This window comes from Burkholderia sp. CpTa8-5 (assembly GCF_017815045.1).
Taxonomy (GTDB): Bacteria; Pseudomonadota; Gammaproteobacteria; order Burkholderiales; family Burkholderiaceae; genus Burkholderia; species Burkholderia sola.
On sequence record NZ_JAGIQD010000024.1, the window covers coordinates 19,864 to 37,612 of the forward strand.

Annotated in this window: 14 protein-coding genes; 8 read left to right on the plus strand and 6 right to left on the minus strand. The window is 66.8% G+C overall.

Annotation, left to right across the window (positions count from 1 at the left end):
* The first annotated feature begins 16 nt into the window (after positions 1-16).
* The 6 genes from J8I35_RS27400 (at position 17) to J8I35_RS27425 (ending at position 8,607) form a co-directional block, all read left to right on the plus strand.
* Positions 17-1,624: a carboxyl transferase domain-containing protein gene (locus J8I35_RS27400; protein WP_050016221.1), complete on the plus strand. Its 1,608-nt coding sequence runs from the start codon at positions 17-19 to the stop codon at positions 1,622-1,624.
* A gap of 19 nt (positions 1,625-1,643) precedes the next feature.
* Positions 1,644-2,429: an enoyl-CoA hydratase/isomerase family protein gene (locus J8I35_RS27405; protein ID WP_209927845.1), complete on the plus strand. Its 786-nt coding sequence runs from the start codon at positions 1,644-1,646 to the stop codon at positions 2,427-2,429.
* Between the two features lie 36 nt (positions 2,430-2,465).
* Positions 2,466-4,466, plus strand: a complete 2,001-nt coding sequence (locus J8I35_RS27410) for an acetyl/propionyl/methylcrotonyl-CoA carboxylase subunit alpha (protein WP_124595028.1) — start codon at positions 2,466-2,468, stop codon at positions 4,464-4,466.
* Between the two features lie 372 nt (positions 4,467-4,838).
* The gene (locus tag J8I35_RS27415; protein WP_235356265.1) at positions 4,839-4,997 is read left to right on the plus strand and encodes a hypothetical protein; all 159 of its coding nucleotides are present in this window, start codon (positions 4,839-4,841) and stop codon (positions 4,995-4,997) included.
* Between the two features lie 42 nt (positions 4,998-5,039).
* The gene (locus J8I35_RS27420) at positions 5,040-7,154 is read left to right on the plus strand and encodes a phospholipase C, phosphocholine-specific (protein ID WP_209927847.1); all 2,115 of its coding nucleotides are present in this window, start codon (positions 5,040-5,042) and stop codon (positions 7,152-7,154) included.
* Between the two features lie 310 nt (positions 7,155-7,464).
* Positions 7,465-8,607 carry a DUF2827 domain-containing protein gene (locus tag J8I35_RS27425; protein ID WP_209927849.1) on the plus strand — a complete coding sequence of 381 codons (1,143 nt, stop codon included), beginning with the start codon at positions 7,465-7,467 and terminating at the stop codon, positions 8,605-8,607.
* Positions 8,608-9,050: 443 nt separating this feature from the next.
* On the opposite strand, the gene J8I35_RS27430 is transcribed toward J8I35_RS27425, so the two are convergent.
* Positions 9,051-9,482, minus strand: coding sequence for a hypothetical protein (locus J8I35_RS27430; protein WP_162484456.1), 432 nt, complete (start codon positions 9,480-9,482; stop codon positions 9,051-9,053).
* Between J8I35_RS27430 and J8I35_RS27435 the strand changes: the two genes are divergently transcribed.
* Both J8I35_RS27435 and J8I35_RS27440 read left to right on the plus strand, forming a co-directional pair.
* Positions 9,396-10,199, plus strand: a complete 804-nt coding sequence (locus J8I35_RS27435; RefSeq protein WP_050016204.1) for an EAL domain-containing protein — start codon at positions 9,396-9,398, stop codon at positions 10,197-10,199. The genes J8I35_RS27430 and J8I35_RS27435 overlap by 87 nt on opposite strands.
* Before the next feature lie 70 nt (positions 10,200-10,269).
* Positions 10,270-10,686, plus strand: coding sequence for a hypothetical protein (locus J8I35_RS27440; protein ID WP_050016199.1), 417 nt, complete (start codon positions 10,270-10,272; stop codon positions 10,684-10,686).
* 24 nt (positions 10,687-10,710) lie between these two features.
* Here the strand turns inward: J8I35_RS27440 and J8I35_RS27445 are convergent, their stop codons facing one another.
* From J8I35_RS27445 to J8I35_RS34705, 5 genes are all read right to left on the minus strand, one after another.
* A complete protein-coding gene (locus J8I35_RS27445) occupies positions 10,711-11,847 on the minus strand; it encodes a DUF2827 family protein (RefSeq protein WP_209927854.1) in 1,137 nt (378 codons plus the stop codon).
* 28 nt (positions 11,848-11,875) lie between these two features.
* Complete coding sequence (locus J8I35_RS27450; protein ID WP_209927856.1) at positions 11,876-13,030, minus strand: DUF2827 domain-containing protein; 1,155 nt, start codon at positions 13,028-13,030, stop codon at positions 11,876-11,878.
* 14 nt (positions 13,031-13,044) lie between these two features.
* Positions 13,045-14,190, minus strand: a complete 1,146-nt coding sequence (locus J8I35_RS27455; RefSeq protein ID WP_124680890.1) for a DUF2827 domain-containing protein — start codon at positions 14,188-14,190, stop codon at positions 13,045-13,047.
* A 387-nt stretch (positions 14,191-14,577) separates the two neighbouring features.
* The gene (locus J8I35_RS27460) at positions 14,578-15,246 is read right to left on the minus strand and encodes an OmpA family protein (protein WP_209927858.1); all 669 of its coding nucleotides are present in this window, start codon (positions 15,244-15,246) and stop codon (positions 14,578-14,580) included.
* A gap of 121 nt (positions 15,247-15,367) precedes the next feature.
* The coding region (locus J8I35_RS34705) for a YadA-like family protein (protein ID WP_245170451.1) at positions 15,368-17,749 on the minus strand (2,382 nt) is incomplete at its 5' end.

The following is a 17,749-nucleotide window of genomic DNA, read 5'->3' on the forward strand; positions in this document are numbered from 1 at the left end:
GAACGGAGCCCCGTCGATGCCGATCATCGAATCGAAACTGAACCCGCGTTCGGAAGACTTCCGCGCGAATGCCGCCGCGCTCGAGGCGGTCGTCGCCGACCTGCGCGCGAAGATCGAACAGCTCGCGCAAGGCGGCGGCCAGGCCGCGCGCGACAAGCACCTGTCGCGCGGCAAGCTGCTGCCGCGCGATCGCATCGCGCAACTGCTCGATCCGGGCGCGCCGTTCCTCGAGTTCTCGCAACTCGCCGCGAACGGCATGTACAACGACGACGCGCCGGGCGCGGGCGTCATCACCGGCATCGGCCGCATTGCCGGCCGCGAATGCGTGATCGTGTGCAACGACGCGACGGTCAAGGGCGGCACCTACTACCCGATCACCGTGAAGAAGCACGTGCGTGCGCAGGAAATCGCCGCGGAAAACCGGCTGCCGTGCGTGTACCTCGTCGATTCGGGCGGCGCGAACCTGCCGAACCAGGACGACGTGTTTCCCGATCGCGATCACTTCGGCCGCATCTTCTTCAACCAGGCGACGATGTCGGCGGCGGGGATCGCGCAGATCGCCGTCGTGATGGGCTCGTGCACGGCCGGCGGCGCGTATGTGCCGGCGATGAGCGACGAGTCGATCATCGTGAAGGACCAGGGCACGATTTTCCTCGGCGGGCCGCCGCTCGTGAAGGCCGCGACCGGTGAGGAAGTGAGCGCCGAGGATCTCGGCGGCGGCGACGTGCATACGCGCCTGTCGGGCGTGGCCGACCATCTCGCGCAGAACGACGCGCACGCGCTGTCGATCGCGCGCAACATCGTCGGCCACCTCGCGCCGAAGATCGCGCCGCCGGTCGCGCTGCGCGAGCCGAAGCCGCCGCGCTACGACGCGAAGAGCCTGTACGGCGTGATTCCGGTCGATACGCGCAAGCCGTTCGACGTGCGCGAGGTGATCGCGCGCATCGTCGACGATTCCGAATTCGACGAATTCAAGGCGCGCTTCGGCACGACGCTCGTCACCGGCTTCGCGCACATCTGGGGCCATCCGGTGGGGATCGTCGCGAACAACGGCATCCTGTTTTCCGAATCGGCCGTGAAGGGTGCGCATTTCATCGAGCTGTGCTGCCAGCGCAAGATCCCGCTCGTGTTCCTGCAGAACATCACGGGCTTCATGGTCGGCCGCAAGTACGAGAACGAAGGCATCGCGCGGCATGGCGCGAAGATGGTGACGGCCGTGTCGAACGCGAAGGTGCCGAAGTTCACGGTGATCATCGGCGGCTCGTTCGGCGCCGGCAACTACGGAATGTGCGGCCGCGCGTTCGGCCCGCGTTTCCTGTGGATGTGGCCGAATGCCCGGATCTCGGTGATGGGCGGCGAACAGGCCGCGTCGGTGCTCGCGACCGTGCGCCGCGACGGCATCGAAGCGAAGGGCGGTTCGTGGTCGCCCGAGGAAGAAGATGCGTTCAAGCAGCCGATTCGCGACCAGTACGAGCGCCAGGGCCATCCGTATTACGCGAGCGCCCGGCTGTGGGACGACGGCGTGATCGACCCCGCGCAGACGCGCGACGTGCTCGGGCTCGGCCTCGCCGCGTCGATGAACGCGCCGATCGACGACACGCGCTTCGGCGTGTTCCGCATGTAACGCCCGGGAGGACCGACCGATGCGATACGAAACGATCAAGGTCAGCGAAGCCGGCCGCGTGGCGACCGTCACGCTCGCGCGTCCCGACGTGCGCAATGCGTTCAACGAGACGACGATCGCCGAGCTGACCACCGCGTTCGAATGGCTCGATGCGCACGAAGGCGTGCGCGCGATCGTGCTCGCCGCGGAAGGCGCCGCGTTCTGCGCGGGCGCGGACCTGAACTGGATGAAGAAGATGGCCGGTTACTCGGACGACGAGAACCGCGCCGATGCGCGCAAGCTCGCGCGGATGCTCGAAGCGATTTATCGCTGCGGCAAGCCGGTGATCGCGCGCGTGCATGGCGACGCGTATGCGGGCGGCGTGGGCCTCGTCGCGGCGGCCGACATCGCGATCGCCGCGGACGGCGCGAAGTTCTGCCTGTCGGAAGCGCGGCTCGGGCTGATTCCCGCGACGATCGCGCCGTACGTCATCCGTGCGATGGGCGAGCGCGCGGCGCGCCGCTACTTCACGACGGCCGAAGTGTTCGACAGCGTGCGCGCCGCATCGCTCGGCTTCATTCACGACGCGGTACCGGCCGACGCGCTCGACGAAACGGTCGCGAAGCTGGCCGCGACGCTCGTCGCGAACGGCCCCGACGCCGTGAAGGCGTGCAAGCGGCTCGTCGCCGACGTGGCCGGGCGCGCGCTCGACGCGACGCTGATCGAGCAGACCGCCGACTGGATCGCGAAGACCCGCGCCGGCGCGGAAGCGCGCGAAGGGATCGCGTCCTTCCTCGAAAAGCGCACGCCGTCGTGGCGTGAATGATTGCGTGACCTCAACCTTCCGGACGACATCGAAGCCATGTTCGACAAGATTCTGATCGCCAACCGCGGCGAAATCGCGTGCCGCGTCGCTGCGACGTGCAAACGTCTCGGGATCGCGAGCGTCGCCGTCTATTCCGACGCGGATGCGAACGCGAAACACGTGGCCGCGTGCGACGAGGCCGTGCATATCGGCGGCTCGGCCGCGGCAGACAGCTACCTGCGCATCGAGCGCATCATCGACGCCGCGCGCGCGACCGGTGCGCAGGCGATTCACCCCGGCTACGGCTTTCTGTCGGAGAACGAAGATTTCGCGCACGCGTGCGAAGAGGCCGGCATCGTGTTCATCGGGCCGCCGGTCGACGCGATCGCGGCGATGGGCTCGAAGGCTGCCGCGAAGGCGCTGATGCACGCGGCCGCCGTGCCGCTCGTGCCCGGCTATCACGGCGACGACCAGGACGCGGCCAACCTGCATGGCGAAGCCGATCGGATCGGCTACCCGGTGCTGCTGAAGGCGAGCGCAGGCGGCGGCGGCAAGGGGATGCGCGTGGTCGAACGCTCCGACGATTTCCCGGCGGCGCTCGCGTCGTGCCAGCGCGAAGCCGCGAGCAGCTTCGGCAACGACCGCGTGCTGATCGAGAAATACCTGATGCGCCCGCGCCACGTCGAAGTGCAGGTGTTTGGCGACACGCACGGCAATACCGTCTACCTGTTCGATCGCGACTGCTCGGTGCAGCGTCGTCACCAGAAGGTGCTCGAGGAAGCGCCGGCACCGGGTTTGCATGCGGACGTGCGCCAGGCGATGGGCGAGGCGGCCGTCGCGGCCGCGCGCGCGGTGGGCTACGTCGGTGCGGGCACCGTCGAGTTCATCATGACGGGCGAAGCGTTCTACTTCATGGAGATGAACACGCGCCTGCAAGTCGAGCATCCGGTGACCGAGATGGTCACGGGGCTCGATCTCGTCGAATGGCAATTGCGCGTCGCGTCGGGCGAGCCGCTACCGCTGAAGCAGGAGGAACTGCGCGTGCACGGTCATGCGCTCGAGGCGCGCCTGTACGCGGAGAACCCCGCGCGCGGCTTCCTGCCGTCGACGGGTACGCTGAAGCATCTGCGGCTGCCGGCAGGCGTCGAATTCGACATCGGGGCGGCGGTGCGCGTCGACAGCGGCGTGCGCGAAGGCGATGCGATCACACCGTTCTACGATCCGATGATCGCGAAGCTGATCGTGCACGGCGCGGATCGCGCGGAAGCGCTGGGCCTGATGCAGCGTGCGCTGCGCGCGTGCGAAGTGGTCGGCCTGCACACCAACGCCGCGTTCCTGCAGCGGATCGTTGCGTGCGAGCCGTTCGCGATCCCCGATCTCGACACGGGTCTGATCGAGCGCAACCACGAGGCGCTGTTCGCGCCGCAACAGCCGCCGCGTGCGACGCTCGCACTCGCATGTGCCGCGTTGCTCGCACGCGAGCGTGGCGCCGCCGCGCGGGAAGGTGCGTCGCCGTGGTGTTCGCTGCCGGACTGGCGGCTGAACGGCGGCTATCGCCGCACGCTCGAATGGCATGCGACCGAGCGCGAAGCGGACGTGACGGTCACGTACGAGGACGACGGCGCCGGCACGCGCATCGCGATCGGCGACGCGGCGGCGCAACCGTTCGCATGGACGCGCGGCGCCACGCCGCTCGATTTCGACGTGACGCTGGGCGGCGTGCGCAGCAGCGGCCGCGTGTATGCGGACGGCGACACGTTCCACGTGTTCACGCAGGGCGCGGCCGAGACGTTCGAATGGCGCAACCTGCTTGCGCATGCGGGCGACGCGGAGCAGGGCGGCGGCCGCCTGACCGCGCCGATGCCCGGCAAGGTGATCGCGGTGCTGGTCGAGCCGGGCCAGAAGGTCGAAGCCGGTACGCCGCTGATCGTGATGGAAGCGATGAAGATGGAGCATACGATCGGCGCGCCGAGCGCGGGCGTCGTCGCGGAAGTGCTGTACGGCGTCGGCGATCAGGTCGCGGACGGTGCGCAGTTGCTGATGATGGCGGAAGGCTGAGCGGGCCTTGCCGTTGTGCGCGGGCCGGTTGCCGTCGCGGCCGGCCCGCAAAAAATGCGTTGCGGTTCGCCGTGCGCCCGTCGTCTGGACTGCGCGGCTTCGATAGCGCCGACACATGAAGCAGTACGCGTGATTCGCGTCAGTCTTTCGAACGCCTTGCGATCTTCGCTGCTCCTCCCACACCATCGGGTGCCGTCCGCTGCGCGCACGTCGATCTTCCCGCCACTCGACACCGTCGTGTAACAAGTCGAACATAGCATCTCGGCGTCGATATGACCGGCGCGGCTTCGCGTCCGCGTCACGTCATCATCCTCACGGAGAACCGTTATGCGAACGTCGGCCCTACGGCCTTTCGCGGTCGTCGGCCTGGTCATGCTGACCGCCGTCCTCGGCGCCTGCAACGACGACCTGACCGCACCCGCCGCGCCCGTTGCGCAGCAGAAGGCCGCGTGCGGCGGCGCCGTGGTCGCCACCGCGCAGATGCGCTGCCCGCCGGGTTTCACCGCGCCTGCTTCGTCGCCCGCTTCCTGATACCGGCCGTTTCCACCAGAAATCCCATCAAGAGCAACCAGCATGGCCATCCATTCGCGACGCGATTTTCTGAAGTTCTCGGCCGGCCTCGCCGGCGCGACCGCCGCCACCGCACTGCTGCCGGAATCGATCCGCAAGGCGCTGGCGATCGAGCCGAACACCGTGACAGGCACGATCCAGGATGTGCAGCACATCGTCGTGTTCATGCAGGAGAACCGCTCGTTCGACCACTACCTCGGACACCTGAGCGGCGTGCGCGGCTACAACGACCGCTTCCCGGTCACGCTGCCGAACGGCAAGCCGGTGTGGTTCCAGCCGCGCCAGGAAGACAAGTCGAGCGTGATCGCACCGTTCCGCTACGACACCACCAACCCGGGCGTCAACGCGCAATGTATCGGCGGCCTGCCGCATACGTGGGCGACGACGCACGGCGCGATCGACAACGGTCGCGCGGACCAGTGGGCCGTGCAGAAGTCGAACATGACGATGGGCTATCACGTTCGCGACGATATCCCGTTCCACTACGCGCTCGCGGATGCGTTCACGGTGTGCGACAACTACTTCTGCTCGATCCCGGGCAACACGCACCCGAACCGCATGTACCTGATGACGGGCATGGTCGATCCGCTCGGCACGGGCGGCGGCCCGCTGCTCGACAACACCGATTACATCGACAACCCGTTCGACAAGGTCCAGCTACCGCCCTTCAACTGGACGACCTACCCGGAGCGGCTCGAAAAAGCCGGCATTTCGTGGCAGATCTATCAGCAGGGCACCGGGTTCGACAATTTCACCGGCAACTACGGCACGAACATGCTGGCGTGCTTCGACAACTTCGTGAACGCGCCGGCCGGTTCGTCGCTGCAGACGCGCGGGATGAGCACGCGTCCGATCACGCAGCTGAAGGCCGACGTGCAGGCGAACGCGCTGCCGCAGGTGTCGTGGCTGCTGCCGCCGGCTGCGTATTCCGAGCATCCGAAGTTCACGCCGCTGTACGGCGCGTACTACCTGTCGACGATCCTCGATGCGCTGACGTCCAATCCGGACGTGTGGAGCAAGACCGTCCTGCTGATTATGTACGACGAGAACGACGGCTTCTTCGACCATGTCGTGCCGCCGTCTGCGCCGACGCTGCCGGGCTCGGGCATGAGCACCGTGGACGTATCGCTCGAGCGGCACAACGTCGTGACTGCGACGCAAGCCGGCACCTATACGGCCGACAACCTGCCGTACGGCCTCGGCCCGCGCGTGCCGATGTTCGTCGTGTCGCCGTGGTCGAAGGGCGGCTTCGTGTGCTCGCAGGTGTTCGATCACACGTCGGTGCTGCAATTCATCGAGAGGCGCTTCGGCGTGGTGGAGACCAACATCTCGCCGTGGCGTCGCGCGATCTGCGGCGACCTGACGTCGGCGCTCGACTTCTCGAAGTCGGATGCGACGCTGCCGACCCTGCCGAGCACGCAGGCGTATGTCGCGCAGGCAGACCTGCAATGCTCGCGCGCGTCGTCGCAGACCGCGCCGGCCAGCACCGCGCAGCAGGTCGTGACCGCGCAGGAACCCGGCACGCGGCCGGCACGCGCGCTGCCGTACGAATTGCATGTCACCGGCCAGCTCCAGGCGCAGGGCTATGCGCTGACGTTCGCGAATACCGGCACGCAAGGCGCGCACTTCTGGGTCTATACGGGCGATCCCACCGCGATGCCGCGCCGCTATACGGTTGAAGCGGGCAAGCAGTTGACCGATACGTGGGCGCTCGATGCGAACGGCAACTACCTGGCGAGCGTGTGGGGGCCGAACGGCTATTTCCGGCGCTTCGCGGGTTCGGCCGCCGCGGATGGCGCTGCCAAGCCTGAAATCACGCCGTGCTACGACACCGCGAACGGCGATGTCTACGTGACGATCGCCAATGCCGGCACCGACCCGCTCACGGTCACGGCAACCGATGTCGCATACGGCGGCGCGGCGCGCACGCTGACGGTCCCGGCCGGGCAGCGCGTCGAAGCGTACTGGGACCTGTCGTGCAGCAGCCACTGGTACGACCTGCAGTTCACCGTGGCGGGCAATGCCGGCTGGACGCGCCGCATCGCGGGGCACGTCGAGACCGGCAAGCCGAGCATCACCGATCCGGCGGCCGTGGCGCCGACGATCGCGGCGATCTGACGACGGTAACCGACGCGACGACGGGCCGGCCGGTGGCATCCGCCCGGCGCGTCGCGTTGACCGATCGATGGCGGTGCGACGAAGTCGCACGCTGCCCGCTCGAATGCCGCGAGAAAACCGGCCGCCGGGCGGCACGAGTGTCGCATGACGGTCGGACGGATTGGCGCTGCCGGTGGCGGCGCTGACCATCCCTGACAGTGTGCGGCCGGCGCTCCGCTAGAATGCCGGATTGCCGCCGCTTGACGCGGGCGGCGCGTCGCGCGCTACACTGCGCCTAGCCATCCCCGTTCAACCTTCCATCCCGCCGACGATGACGTCTCCTGTCCTGACCGGCCTGCGCATCGGTATCACGATCGGATTGCGTACCCCCGACGAAAGCCTGTGGATCAACGGCATCAAGCAGAACGCGCTGTTCCTCGCGAAACTGCTGATGGCGTCGCCGCACGGCTACCGCGTGACGCTGGTCAACACGACCGACGTGCCGCTGACCGACGCGCTGCCGTGGGATCGCAGCGTGTACGACACGCGCGCGTTCGCCGACATGAAGGACGCGCTCGACGTGGTGATCGAGCTCGGCGGGCAGATCGACGGCGAGCAGACGGCCTACCTGAAAGCGCGCGGCGCGAAGCTCGTCAGCTATTGCTGCGGCGTCGAGTACATCAACGCGATGGAGTCGATGCTGTTCGGCCGCCGGCTGTGGGATTCGCTGTTCATCAACCGCGGCTACGACGAGGTGTGGGCGATTCCGCAGATCGCGCCGTCGTCGCTGCCGTTCCTGCAGTCGCTGCGCCGCTGTCCGGGGCGCGTGGTGCCGTTCGTGTGGGATCCGATGTTCCTGACCGAACGCGCACAGTCGCTGCCCGAGCACGGCGAATACCGGCCGCGCAGCGAGCCCGGCAAGCGGCTCACGGTGATGGAGCCGAACCACAACGTCGTGAAGTTCTGCGTGTATCCGATGCTGATCATCGACGAGGCGTATCGCCGCGACCCCGACGCGATCTGCTTCACGCACGTGACGAACGCAGATCGCCTCGCGCACGACAGCCCCGAGTTCGTGATGCTGATGAACTACCTGGATATCGTGCGCGCGGGCAAGGCGAGCTTCGTCGGGCGCTTCGATACGCCGCTGTTCCTGGCCGACCTGACCGATATCGTCGTGTCGCACCAGTGGTCGAACCCGCTGAACTATTTCTATTTCGACGTGTGCTGGCAGGGCTATCCGCTCGTGCACAACGCGAGCCTTGCACCCGATCTCGGGTATTACTACCCCGACAACGACGTGCAGCAGGGCGCCGATGCGCTGCTGCGCGCGCTGCATATGCACGACGACGACTGGCAAGCGTATGCGCGACGCCAGCGCGAGATCCTTCGCCGTTACACGTCGGCGAATCCGGCGCTCGTCGCCGAGTACGACGCGCTGCTCGCGAACCTGATCGGCGCGCCGGCCGCCTGAGGCCGGTGTTCCGCGGCGCACGGTCGTTGCGCTCCGCTCGCCTCCCGCCGTCGGGTTTGTCCCGCCCTCATGTCTGACGAAATGATGCCGTTAAAAAAAGAAACCGACGAACCGGATGGGTTCGACGGTTTTCGAAGGCACGAAATTGACGGCTCCGAGGGAAGTCCGTCAAAAACAAGTTTATAGGTTAACAAGTTGGAAAGATTGTTAAATATGTTTCAATCTATAATCTTCATATAATTGAAATTGGTATTATGGATTAAAAGGAGATTGATTCCTGTTGGAAATTTAATAATATCGTTGGGAACACGGAAATTGCATGCCGCAGTGATCGAATGGCGCGCGACGGCAGGTACCAAGAGTGAGGCGGCACGTGCGGAGAGCGGCATTTCTCCCCGACATATCGAGCGCGGGCGGTACTTCGTCGCATAGTATTTATCTGATCAATTGACGGTGCCCCGATTCGAGCGACGAGCGAATCCGGGAAAAGAAGATTCGGATAAAACGGTCTGGATGAAAAATATAAGCGATTCGGATTTGAGGTTCTTGTAATTCGCGTTGTGTAACCTGTCGCACTGTTGGTATCGCGCGCGCGTGGTGTATTTCAGGTAATCGAATATCGTAAAAATATCGAATTTGACGGTGCCGAAGCGACCAGTACGCTCCCCGGAAAAAATCGACATACAGGATGGGCCGGGTAGGCGGCGGAGCGCGTCGAGGTGGGCGCGTTCCGTCTGGGTGTTGAGGTCGAGCCGCGATCGGCGGCTCGCCATTTGCCGGAGCGCCGGATGAATGCGGTCGAAGCTCGCCAGGAGGCGAATCGGAAAGCGAATCGCGATGAAATCGATCTCGTGTTCGGCGCGCGCGACGATCATCCCGACCTTGCGTCGGTACGCAGTTTCGTCGAAAGCCGGCTCGGATTCGCGCACGAGCCCGTGTGCCGCGCCGACCTGTCGGGCGGCGTGCTGTACGAGGAACGCCTGGCGCGGTTGCGGTGGGGCGAGCGCGATGCGCTGCCGCCGCTCGTCTTCCTGCCGCGCCTCGAAGCGCTCGGCCTGATGCGCTGGTTCGACCGGCTGGTGGTCGGCCGTACGATCGATGCGCTGCGCGCCGATCCGGGCGCCGTGTACGGTTGCAACGTCGCGGCGGCGAGTGCGGTGGTGGACGACGCGTGGCTCGCGATTTTCAGGCGGCTCGAGCGCGAGCCGTCGGTGGCCGCGCGGCTGGTCGTCGAGATCACGGAGACGGGGCCGCTGAACCCCGTCGCGGGCCGGTCGTTCGTGTACCGCTTCCGGCGGGCTGGGTGCCGGATCGCGATCGACGATTTCGGTGTCGGCTTCAGTGCATTGAACAATCTGGTGGTCGGCAATCCCGACATCGTGAAGCTCGACCGCTCGATCCTGTCGATGATCAAGCGCAATGCGATCGGGCGCTACCAGTTCCGGCGGCTGATCGCGTTTGCGCATGAAGGTGCGCGGCACGTCGTCGTCGAAGGCGTGGAAAGCGAGACCGACCGGCAGATCATCGTGGATGCCGGCGTCACGTGGGCGCAGGGCATTCGCTTTTCATGGCGATCGCCGGCCGCCGCGTGATAGCGGAAACGGGCAGGGCGGCGCGCGCGGTGCGCGTCGGGGGCGGGACGAATCGCAAAGGGGCGTGGGCATGACGGAGACGAAAGCCGGAGGCGGAACGGGCACGCAGGCGATCGATGCGCGCGAGCTGGTCGCGATCGCCGAGCTGGCCGACATGCTGCGGCAACTGGGCGCCGAATCGGCCGATGCGCCGATCGACGTCGCGCCGTATCTGGACGGTCTGACACGCGTCGCACGCCGTATTCGGCGAATGATGCCGCTCGACGCGGGCGGCCGCGAACTGGCGGCTCGGCACTACTACGCGGGCGTCATCGCCGGCGCGTGCGGCGACGAGTCGGCGATCGCGCGCGGCGTATCCGACAGCCTCGTCCGGCAATCGGCCGACGCAGGCCGGTCGGCCGCCCGTTGTTTCGCGGTGCTCGCGCGCATCGGGCGGCGGCATGGCCGCGCGTTCGCCGCGCAAAGCGGCGATCGGGTACTGGCGTAACGCAACCGGCGCGTGCGCAGGCAATCAGCCGAGCGGGCGGCCGGCGAACAGGTGCTGGATCTGCGTGGAATAGGCGCGAACGTTGTGCTCGGCGAGCGTGTCGACCTGGTGCAGGCAGCGGCGGGCGGCCGCCGCGTAGTCGTCGAGCCGTGCGTCGTGCGTTTGCGCGGCGGTCGCGATCGCGCGCGCCGCATCGAAGATCTCGAAGTCCGGATAGTAGTAGCCGACGTCGCGCAGGAACGGCGAGTTGTGCACGAGCGGGTAGTTGCCGTACAGCGCGTCGTACAGCAGGTAGTTCAGACCGTTTTCCCAGTGGTGCGACACGACGATGTCGGTGTGATGCGCGGCCCACGCGACGAACGGCGCGCGCACGTCGGCGGTGGCCTTGCCGTCGCGCACCATCTCGAGCCCGAGCGCGAGATGCTTGAAGGCGACGTTTTCCTTCTTGTCGAACGTGTTGGTCATGTACACGTGCTCGACGAGCTCCGGATGCTCGACGTAGCACGCGTTCGCGGCGAGCATCGGCACGATCGCGCTCTTCACGACGTTCAGGTTCGGCTCGAAGAACGCGATGCGCTTGGCCGGGCCGCGGTTGCGATAGCCGAAGCGCGCCTTCAGTTCAGGGTCCGCGTCGAGGCTGCGTTCGATGAAATACGGCGACCAGATATGCGGCAGCTCGATCACCGGCGCGCGGTACACGGCCTGGAAATACGCGGCGCACGTATGCATGTGCTGCGGATTGGTCCAGATCTCGTCGAACTGCACGCGGTGCGGGTTTGGCCGCCAATCGTTCTTCTCGAAGTTGATCGTCTCGACCGCGATCACGTAGTCGTTGCCGAAGCGATACGACACGCACTTGCCGCCGCGCTGGCGCACGACGTCCGTGTGAGACGGATCGACGAACGCGTTCATTTCGATCAGCAGGTCGGTCTGGTGAACGACGGCCGACAGCGGCCGCAGCGCGTCGCCGAACGCGTCCATCATCAGCGCCTGCGGATACGCGGCGATGCCGTCGTCGTGCGCGAGCCAGACCTCGCCGATCAACGGCGACTGCTTCAGCAGCATGTACAGGTACACGCAGTGCTGGTTCGCGCCGTTGTACCAGATCGACTGCGTCGCGTCGCGCTGCACGTTGATCGTTATCGCGACATTGAGTTTCATCGGCTCGGCTCCGTGGGACGAGGATCGGTCATGCGTCGCGATAGAGCGTGGCGATCGCGTCCGTATAGGCCGCGACGTTCTCGGGGTTGTAGATGCTGACCGAGTCGAGCACGTGCTTCGACTGCTCGCGGTATGCGTCGAGATTCGCGTCGTGCTCGGCGAACGCCTGCAATAGCGCGCGGCCGCCCGCCTGGCAGTCGAAGTCCGGATAGAAATACCCGGCCTTGCCGAGGAACGGCGAGTTGTGGATCAGCGGATAGTCGCCGTACAGCAGCTCGTAATACAGGTAATTCTGTGCGTTCTCCCACGTGTGCGACACCACCGCATCGCCGTACGCGGCCATGAACTCGTACACCGCATAGCGGCTTTCGAACGTCGTGATGCCGTGGTTCACGATGTCGAGGCTCTTCGCGAAGTGGATGAACGTCGCGTGATCCTTCAGGTGGATCGTGTTGCACACGCGCACGAATTCGAGGAATGCCGGAGTCTCGCGATACGCTTCCTCGGTCACGAGCATCGGAATGATGCTCGTCTTCACCATGCAGATGTTCGGCTCGAACATCGTCACGCGCCAGCGCGGCTTGCCGGGCCGATAGCCGAACGACAAGCCGGCGCCGAGCGTCGCGCGCGCCTTGTCGAACAACATCGGATGCCAGATGTGCGGGACGATCGTGACCGGCGCGCGCAAGCCCGTCTGGTAGTAGTGCAGGCACGAGCGCTCGAATTCGGGAATCGTCCACACCGCGTCGTACGGCGCGCCCGAGAACAGGAAGCCTGACGGCTTGTCGAACATCGCGCGCTCGATGTCGATCACGTAGTCGTTGCCGACCCGCATCGTGACGACCTTGCCGCCGCGCTCGCGGAACGCGCGCAGATAATCCGCGCCGAATTGCGCGCTCATTTCGATCAGCACGTCGCAGCGCTCGAGCGCTTCGTCCATCGACAGCAGCGGCACGTTCCACTCGCCGAGCATCATCTGCGGATCGGCGACCTGTTCGCCGCCGTTGACCATCACGGCATCCGCGACGAGCGGCGACTGGCGCAGCAGCAGGATCAGCAGCAGGCAGTTCTGGAAAATGCCGTTTTCCCACAGCGACTGGCCGGCGCCGCGCACGAACAGCGACACGCCGACGACGAGACGCTTGCCCTCGCCGGGCGCTTGACGGGCATTGGAGTCCGACATGCGTATGCTCCGGTTCAGGCGACCAGACGCGAGACGAACGCGTCGAGGTTCGCGGGGTTGTCGATCGAGACCGAGTGCAGCAGCCGGTCGGCTTTCGCACGGTAGTCGTCGAGACGTTCGTCGTGATGCAGCCACGCTTCGAGCAGCGCGCGACCGCCGGCGGCCGAGTCGAAGTCCGGGTAGTAATAGCCGGCGTCGCCGATCAGCGTCGAGTTGTGGATCAGCGGATAGCCGCCGTACAGCACGTCGTAATACAGATAGTTCTGCCCGTTTTCCCAGTGGTGCGACACGACCGCATCCGCGTGGCGCGCCATGAAGCCCGGCAGGTCGATGCGCGGCTCGAACGTCGCCTTGTGCTGGCGCACGAGATCGAGGCTGTTCGCGAAGTGCACGAAGGTCGGATGTTCTTTCATGTGCATCGAGTTGACCACGAACATGTGTTGCACCGCATCAGGCCGCGCGCGGTAGAGCTCGTCGCAAGCGAGCATCGGGTAGTGGCAGGACTTCGCGACCGAGATGTTCGGCTCGAGCATCGCGAGCTTCCATGGCCGCTGGCCGGGCCGATAGCCGAACGTCGCGCCTTCGTCGGCGAGCGCGGCCACGCGGCGCTCGAGGAAGTACGGCGACCAGATGTGCGGCATCAGGTGGACGGGCGCGCGCAGGATCGTCCGCAGCATCGGCGCGGCGGTCTTGTCGTATTGCGGCAGCAGCCACACTTCGTCGAACGGCGCGCCGTTGAACACGTGCCCCGACGGTTTCCCGAAGATCGGCGTTTCGCCCAGCCCCGCATACACGTGCCCGCAGAAGAACGCAGCGGTCTTCTTGCCGAGCGCCTTCATGTGCCGGAGCCATTCGACGGGCAACTGCGCGCCCATTTCGATCACGACGTCGAGTTCGTGCGTGACGTCGGCGGGTTTCACGAGCGGGATGTCGAGGCCGTCGAGTTCGAGGCCGGCCGGCAGCGCATTGGCGTCGCCGCCGTTCAGGAAATAGACGGGGCCGACGCGATCCGAGCGCTTGAGCATCATCGCGAGGAACGCGATGTTCTGGTGAATGCCGTTTTCCCAGATCGCCTGGCCATCGCGCGCGAACAGCGAGATGCCGACCGCCGGCCGTTGCTTGCGGGTGCCGCCCGCGGCGGCTTCATTGATGTCCGTCACCGGTTGTTTCCTCTGCGGCGTCGTGCGTCCGGCATCGCGTCGAGCGTCTGGCCGGCAGCGGCGCGCCGTGGATTGTCATGGTTGGATTCGCGCCGGTGCGCCGCGGTGCGCGAATCGGTCGACGAGATTCGCGAAGGCGGCGGCCGGATTCCGGCGTGTCGTCGGGCACGCCTGGCACGGCGCGCGTCGGGCGGGCTGCCCCGGCGACTGTTTGCGGCGATTGTGGCATGGAAACCGCCGGTTTTGGCAGCGCGTGACGAACTTTGACATAGCCGACGGCCAACGGGAGCGGGCGCAGGCGTTGCGGCGCCCGGTGGTCCGGCGGAATTCCGGCGCGGCGCGTGCGGCCTGCCGGATCGCGCGGCCGCATGCGCGGCCGCGGGCGGCTCAGTGCTGCAGCCGGATTTCGACGCGACGGTTGCTGGCGCGGCCTTCCGGCGTCGCGTTCGAGGCGACCGGATCGGCCTTGCCGCGGCCCGAGACCGTCATCGAATCGGTCTTCTGTCCGTGCGCCTTCAGATAGGCAGCGACCGATTCGGCGCGGCGCTTCGACAGCGCGAGGTTGTAGTCGTCGCTGCCCACCGAGTCGGTGAAGCCGGTGACCGTCACCAGCGAGTACGTGCGGTCGGCGCGCTCGCTCAGCAGCCGGTCCAGCGATTCGCGCGCGGTCGGCGCGAGCGTCGCGCGATCGGTCGCGAACAGCGCGTCGCCCGACAGGTTCACGCGTTCGATGACCGCGGCGGCGGGTGCGGGTGTGGCGGCCGAGGCCGCCTCGACCGGCGCGGCGCCGCACTGGAACACCAGCGTGGCCGGATCGGCGTTGTCGCGCAGCGCGCGGGCCGAGTCGACGGCGCGCACGGGCTCGTCGCCGCAGATCTTGCGAGCAGCCTTCATGCAGGTCTGCGGGCCCGACAGCAGGCCGTGGCAGTCCACCTGGAAGGTGTGCACGCCGTCGCGCGGCTGCAGTTCGGAGGCGCTGAAGGTCGGGCCGGATGCGGTCGAGCACGCGGCGAGGACCGTTGCGGAAAGCGCGAGCGCAAAAGCGAGTTTGTTCACGGTGACGTCCTTAAAGCTTGGGTTGACCGAGGCCCGCCGCGCGGCGCGCAGCGGGGCTCGTCCTGCCGTCGGCGCCGCGGGCGTCCGGCTGGCGAGCCGGACGCCCGGGCGGCGCGACGCGTTACTTCCACTGATACAGCATGCCGGCGCCGATCACCTTCTGACCGCCGCTGAAACCGCCGTTGACCGACGCCTTCAGGTTCTCCGTGATACGCGCCTGCATGCTGACCGCCATCGCCTTCTGGCCGAGGAAGGTCGACGTGCCCACGCCCATCCCGAAGTTGGCGTCGCGATCGAGCTGCGGGATCGACGCCATCGCGCCGACGGCCGCGATACCCTGCTTCGCCATCTGGTCGGTCTGCTGCAGTTGCGAACCCAGCGAGTTGATCTGCGCCTGCTGGCCCGACAGTGCCGTCGACAGCGTCGTCTGCACTTGCGTCAACTGGTTCACGTTCACCGCGTCGGTGCCCTGCGTACCGGGCGCGACGTTCGTGATCTGGCGCTGCTGCTGGTCGTTGCCGACCGACACCACGTTCGAGCGACCGCCGTCGTTCGACGCCGCGCCGATTGCCACGGAGTTCGAACCGGCCGTGACGACCGGAAGGTCGTTGCCCTTGCCGTTCAGGTCGGCGGCGACGCCGTTGTTGTTCGCCGTACGCGCCGTGTTGTTGTTGATCGTCGTCGACAGCTGGCTCACTTGATCGCCGAGGTTCGTCACGCCGGTCGACAGCGAGGCCACCGTGCTGTTGGTCGAACTCAGGCCGGTGGACAGCGAACCGATGCCGGTCGACGTGGACGTGGACAGCGACGTCAGGTTGCTGTTCGTGGAACTGAGCCCCGTCGACAGCGAGTTGATCGCGGTCGACGTGGACGTGGACAGCGACGCTACGTTGCTGTTCGTCGTGCTCAGGCCGGTCGACAGCGAATTGATGCCGGTGGACAGCGACGCGACGTTCGACGCGGTGGACGTCGACAGCGTGTTGAGCGCGTTGTTCGTCGCGTTCAGCTGGCTGCCGTTGATCGCGTCCGTGCTCGTGGCCGAGATCCGGCCCGCGGCGACGTTCGTGATCTGGCGTTCCTGACCCGGTGCGCCGACGCTCACCACGCCGACCGGCGAGCCGCCCGCGAACGGGTAGGTGACGCCGCCGATCGTGGCGCTCGAGGTGCCGACCGCCGCGGCCGTGACCGAGTTCGCGCCGAGTGCGATCGAGTTCGCGACGTTCGCTTGCGCGTTCGTGCCGAAGGCGAGGGCGTCGGCGGCCGTGGCCTTGGCGGCCGAGCCGTAGGCCTGGGCGCCGGTGGCGCTGGCCGTGGCCTGGCTGCCCAGCGCGATCGTGTTGTCCGCGGTGGCCTGGTTCGCGCTGCCGAGGGCGAGCGCGCTGGCGCCGGTTGCCGTGTTCTGGTTGCCGAGGGACACCGCGCCGTCGCCGGTTGCCGTGTTGTTGGCGCCCATCGCCACCGCGCCGGTGCCCGTCGCCACGTTCGGATCGCCGATCGCGACCGCGCCGTCGCCGGACGCCGTGTTGCCGGAGCCGATCGATACCGCCTTGCCGCCCGTTGCCGATGCGCTCTGGCCGATCGCGACCGCACCCGCCGTCTGCGCGTTCGAACCGTCGCCGACCGCGACGCTGCTGGCGCCCGCCGCGCTGGCGTTCACGCCGGCGGCGAGGGCGTTGGTGCCGGTGGCGCCCGTGTTGTCGTAGTTGGCTTGCTGCACGCCGTTGTCGTTGACGCTGTAGTAGTGCGTCTTCGCGGCGTTGATCGCGGTCGAGGTGGACGTGGACAGCGACGCCACCGAGCTGTTCGTGCTGCTCAAGCCGGTGGACAGCGAGCCGATGCCGGTCGAGGTCGACGTGGACAGCGACAGGATCGTGCTGTCCGTGCTGCTCAGGCCGGTGGACAGCGAGCTGATGCCGGTCGAAGTCGAGGTCGACAGGGACGTGATCGAGCTGGTCGCCGAGGAGAGGCCGGTCGAGGTCGAAGTCGACAGGGAGCTGATCGAGCTATTCGCCGACGACAGGCCGGTCGACGTGGACGTCGACAGCGACGTCACCGAGCTGTTGGTCGAGCTCAGGCCGGTGGACAGCGAGTTGATGCCGGTCGAGGTCGAGGTCGACAGCGAGGTGATCGAGCTGTTGGCCGACGACAGGCCAGTCGAAGTCGACGTCGACAGCGACGTGATGGAGCTGTTCGCCGACGACAAGCCGGTCGACGTGGAGGTCGACAGCGACGTCACCGAGCTGTTCGTGCTGCTCAGGCCCGTGGACAGCGAGCTGATACCGGTCGAGGTCGAGGTCGACAGCGAGGTGATCGAGCTGTTGGCGGACGACAGACCCGTCGAGGTCGAAGTCGACAGGGAATCGATCGAGCTGTTAGCCGAAGACAGACCCGTCGAAGTCGAAGTCGACAGCGACGTGATGGAGCTGTTCGCCGACGACAGGCCGGTCGACGTGGAGGTCGACAACGACGTCACCGAGCTATCGGTCGAGCTGAGGCCCGTCGA

Excerpts from the sequence above, each read along its gene's own strand:
- J8I35_RS27405 (WP_209927845.1), top strand. The coding sequence starts at position 1,644 with ATGCGATACGAAACGATCAAGGTCAGCGAAGCCGGCCGCGTGGCGACC.
- J8I35_RS27430 (WP_162484456.1), bottom strand. The coding sequence starts at position 9,482 with ATGATCGTCGCGCGCGCCGAACACGAGATCGATTTCATCGCGATTCGC.
- J8I35_RS27410 (WP_124595028.1), top strand. The coding sequence starts at position 2,466 with ATGTTCGACAAGATTCTGATCGCCAACCGCGGCGAAATCGCGTGCCGC.
- J8I35_RS27415 (WP_235356265.1), top strand. The coding sequence starts at position 4,839 with ATGCTGACCGCCGTCCTCGGCGCCTGCAACGACGACCTGACCGCACCC.
- J8I35_RS27440 (WP_050016199.1), top strand. The coding sequence starts at position 10,270 with ATGACGGAGACGAAAGCCGGAGGCGGAACGGGCACGCAGGCGATCGAT.
- J8I35_RS27400 (WP_050016221.1), top strand. The coding sequence starts at position 17 with ATGCCGATCATCGAATCGAAACTGAACCCGCGTTCGGAAGACTTCCGC.
- J8I35_RS27450 (WP_209927856.1), bottom strand. The coding sequence starts at position 13,030 with ATGTCGGACTCCAATGCCCGTCAAGCGCCCGGCGAGGGCAAGCGTCTC.
- J8I35_RS27435 (WP_050016204.1), top strand. The coding sequence starts at position 9,396 with ATGAATGCGGTCGAAGCTCGCCAGGAGGCGAATCGGAAAGCGAATCGC.
- J8I35_RS27445 (WP_209927854.1), bottom strand. The coding sequence starts at position 11,847 with ATGAAACTCAATGTCGCGATAACGATCAACGTGCAGCGCGACGCGACG.
- J8I35_RS27425 (WP_209927849.1), top strand. The coding sequence starts at position 7,465 with ATGACGTCTCCTGTCCTGACCGGCCTGCGCATCGGTATCACGATCGGA.
- J8I35_RS27420 (WP_209927847.1), top strand. The coding sequence starts at position 5,040 with ATGGCCATCCATTCGCGACGCGATTTTCTGAAGTTCTCGGCCGGCCTC.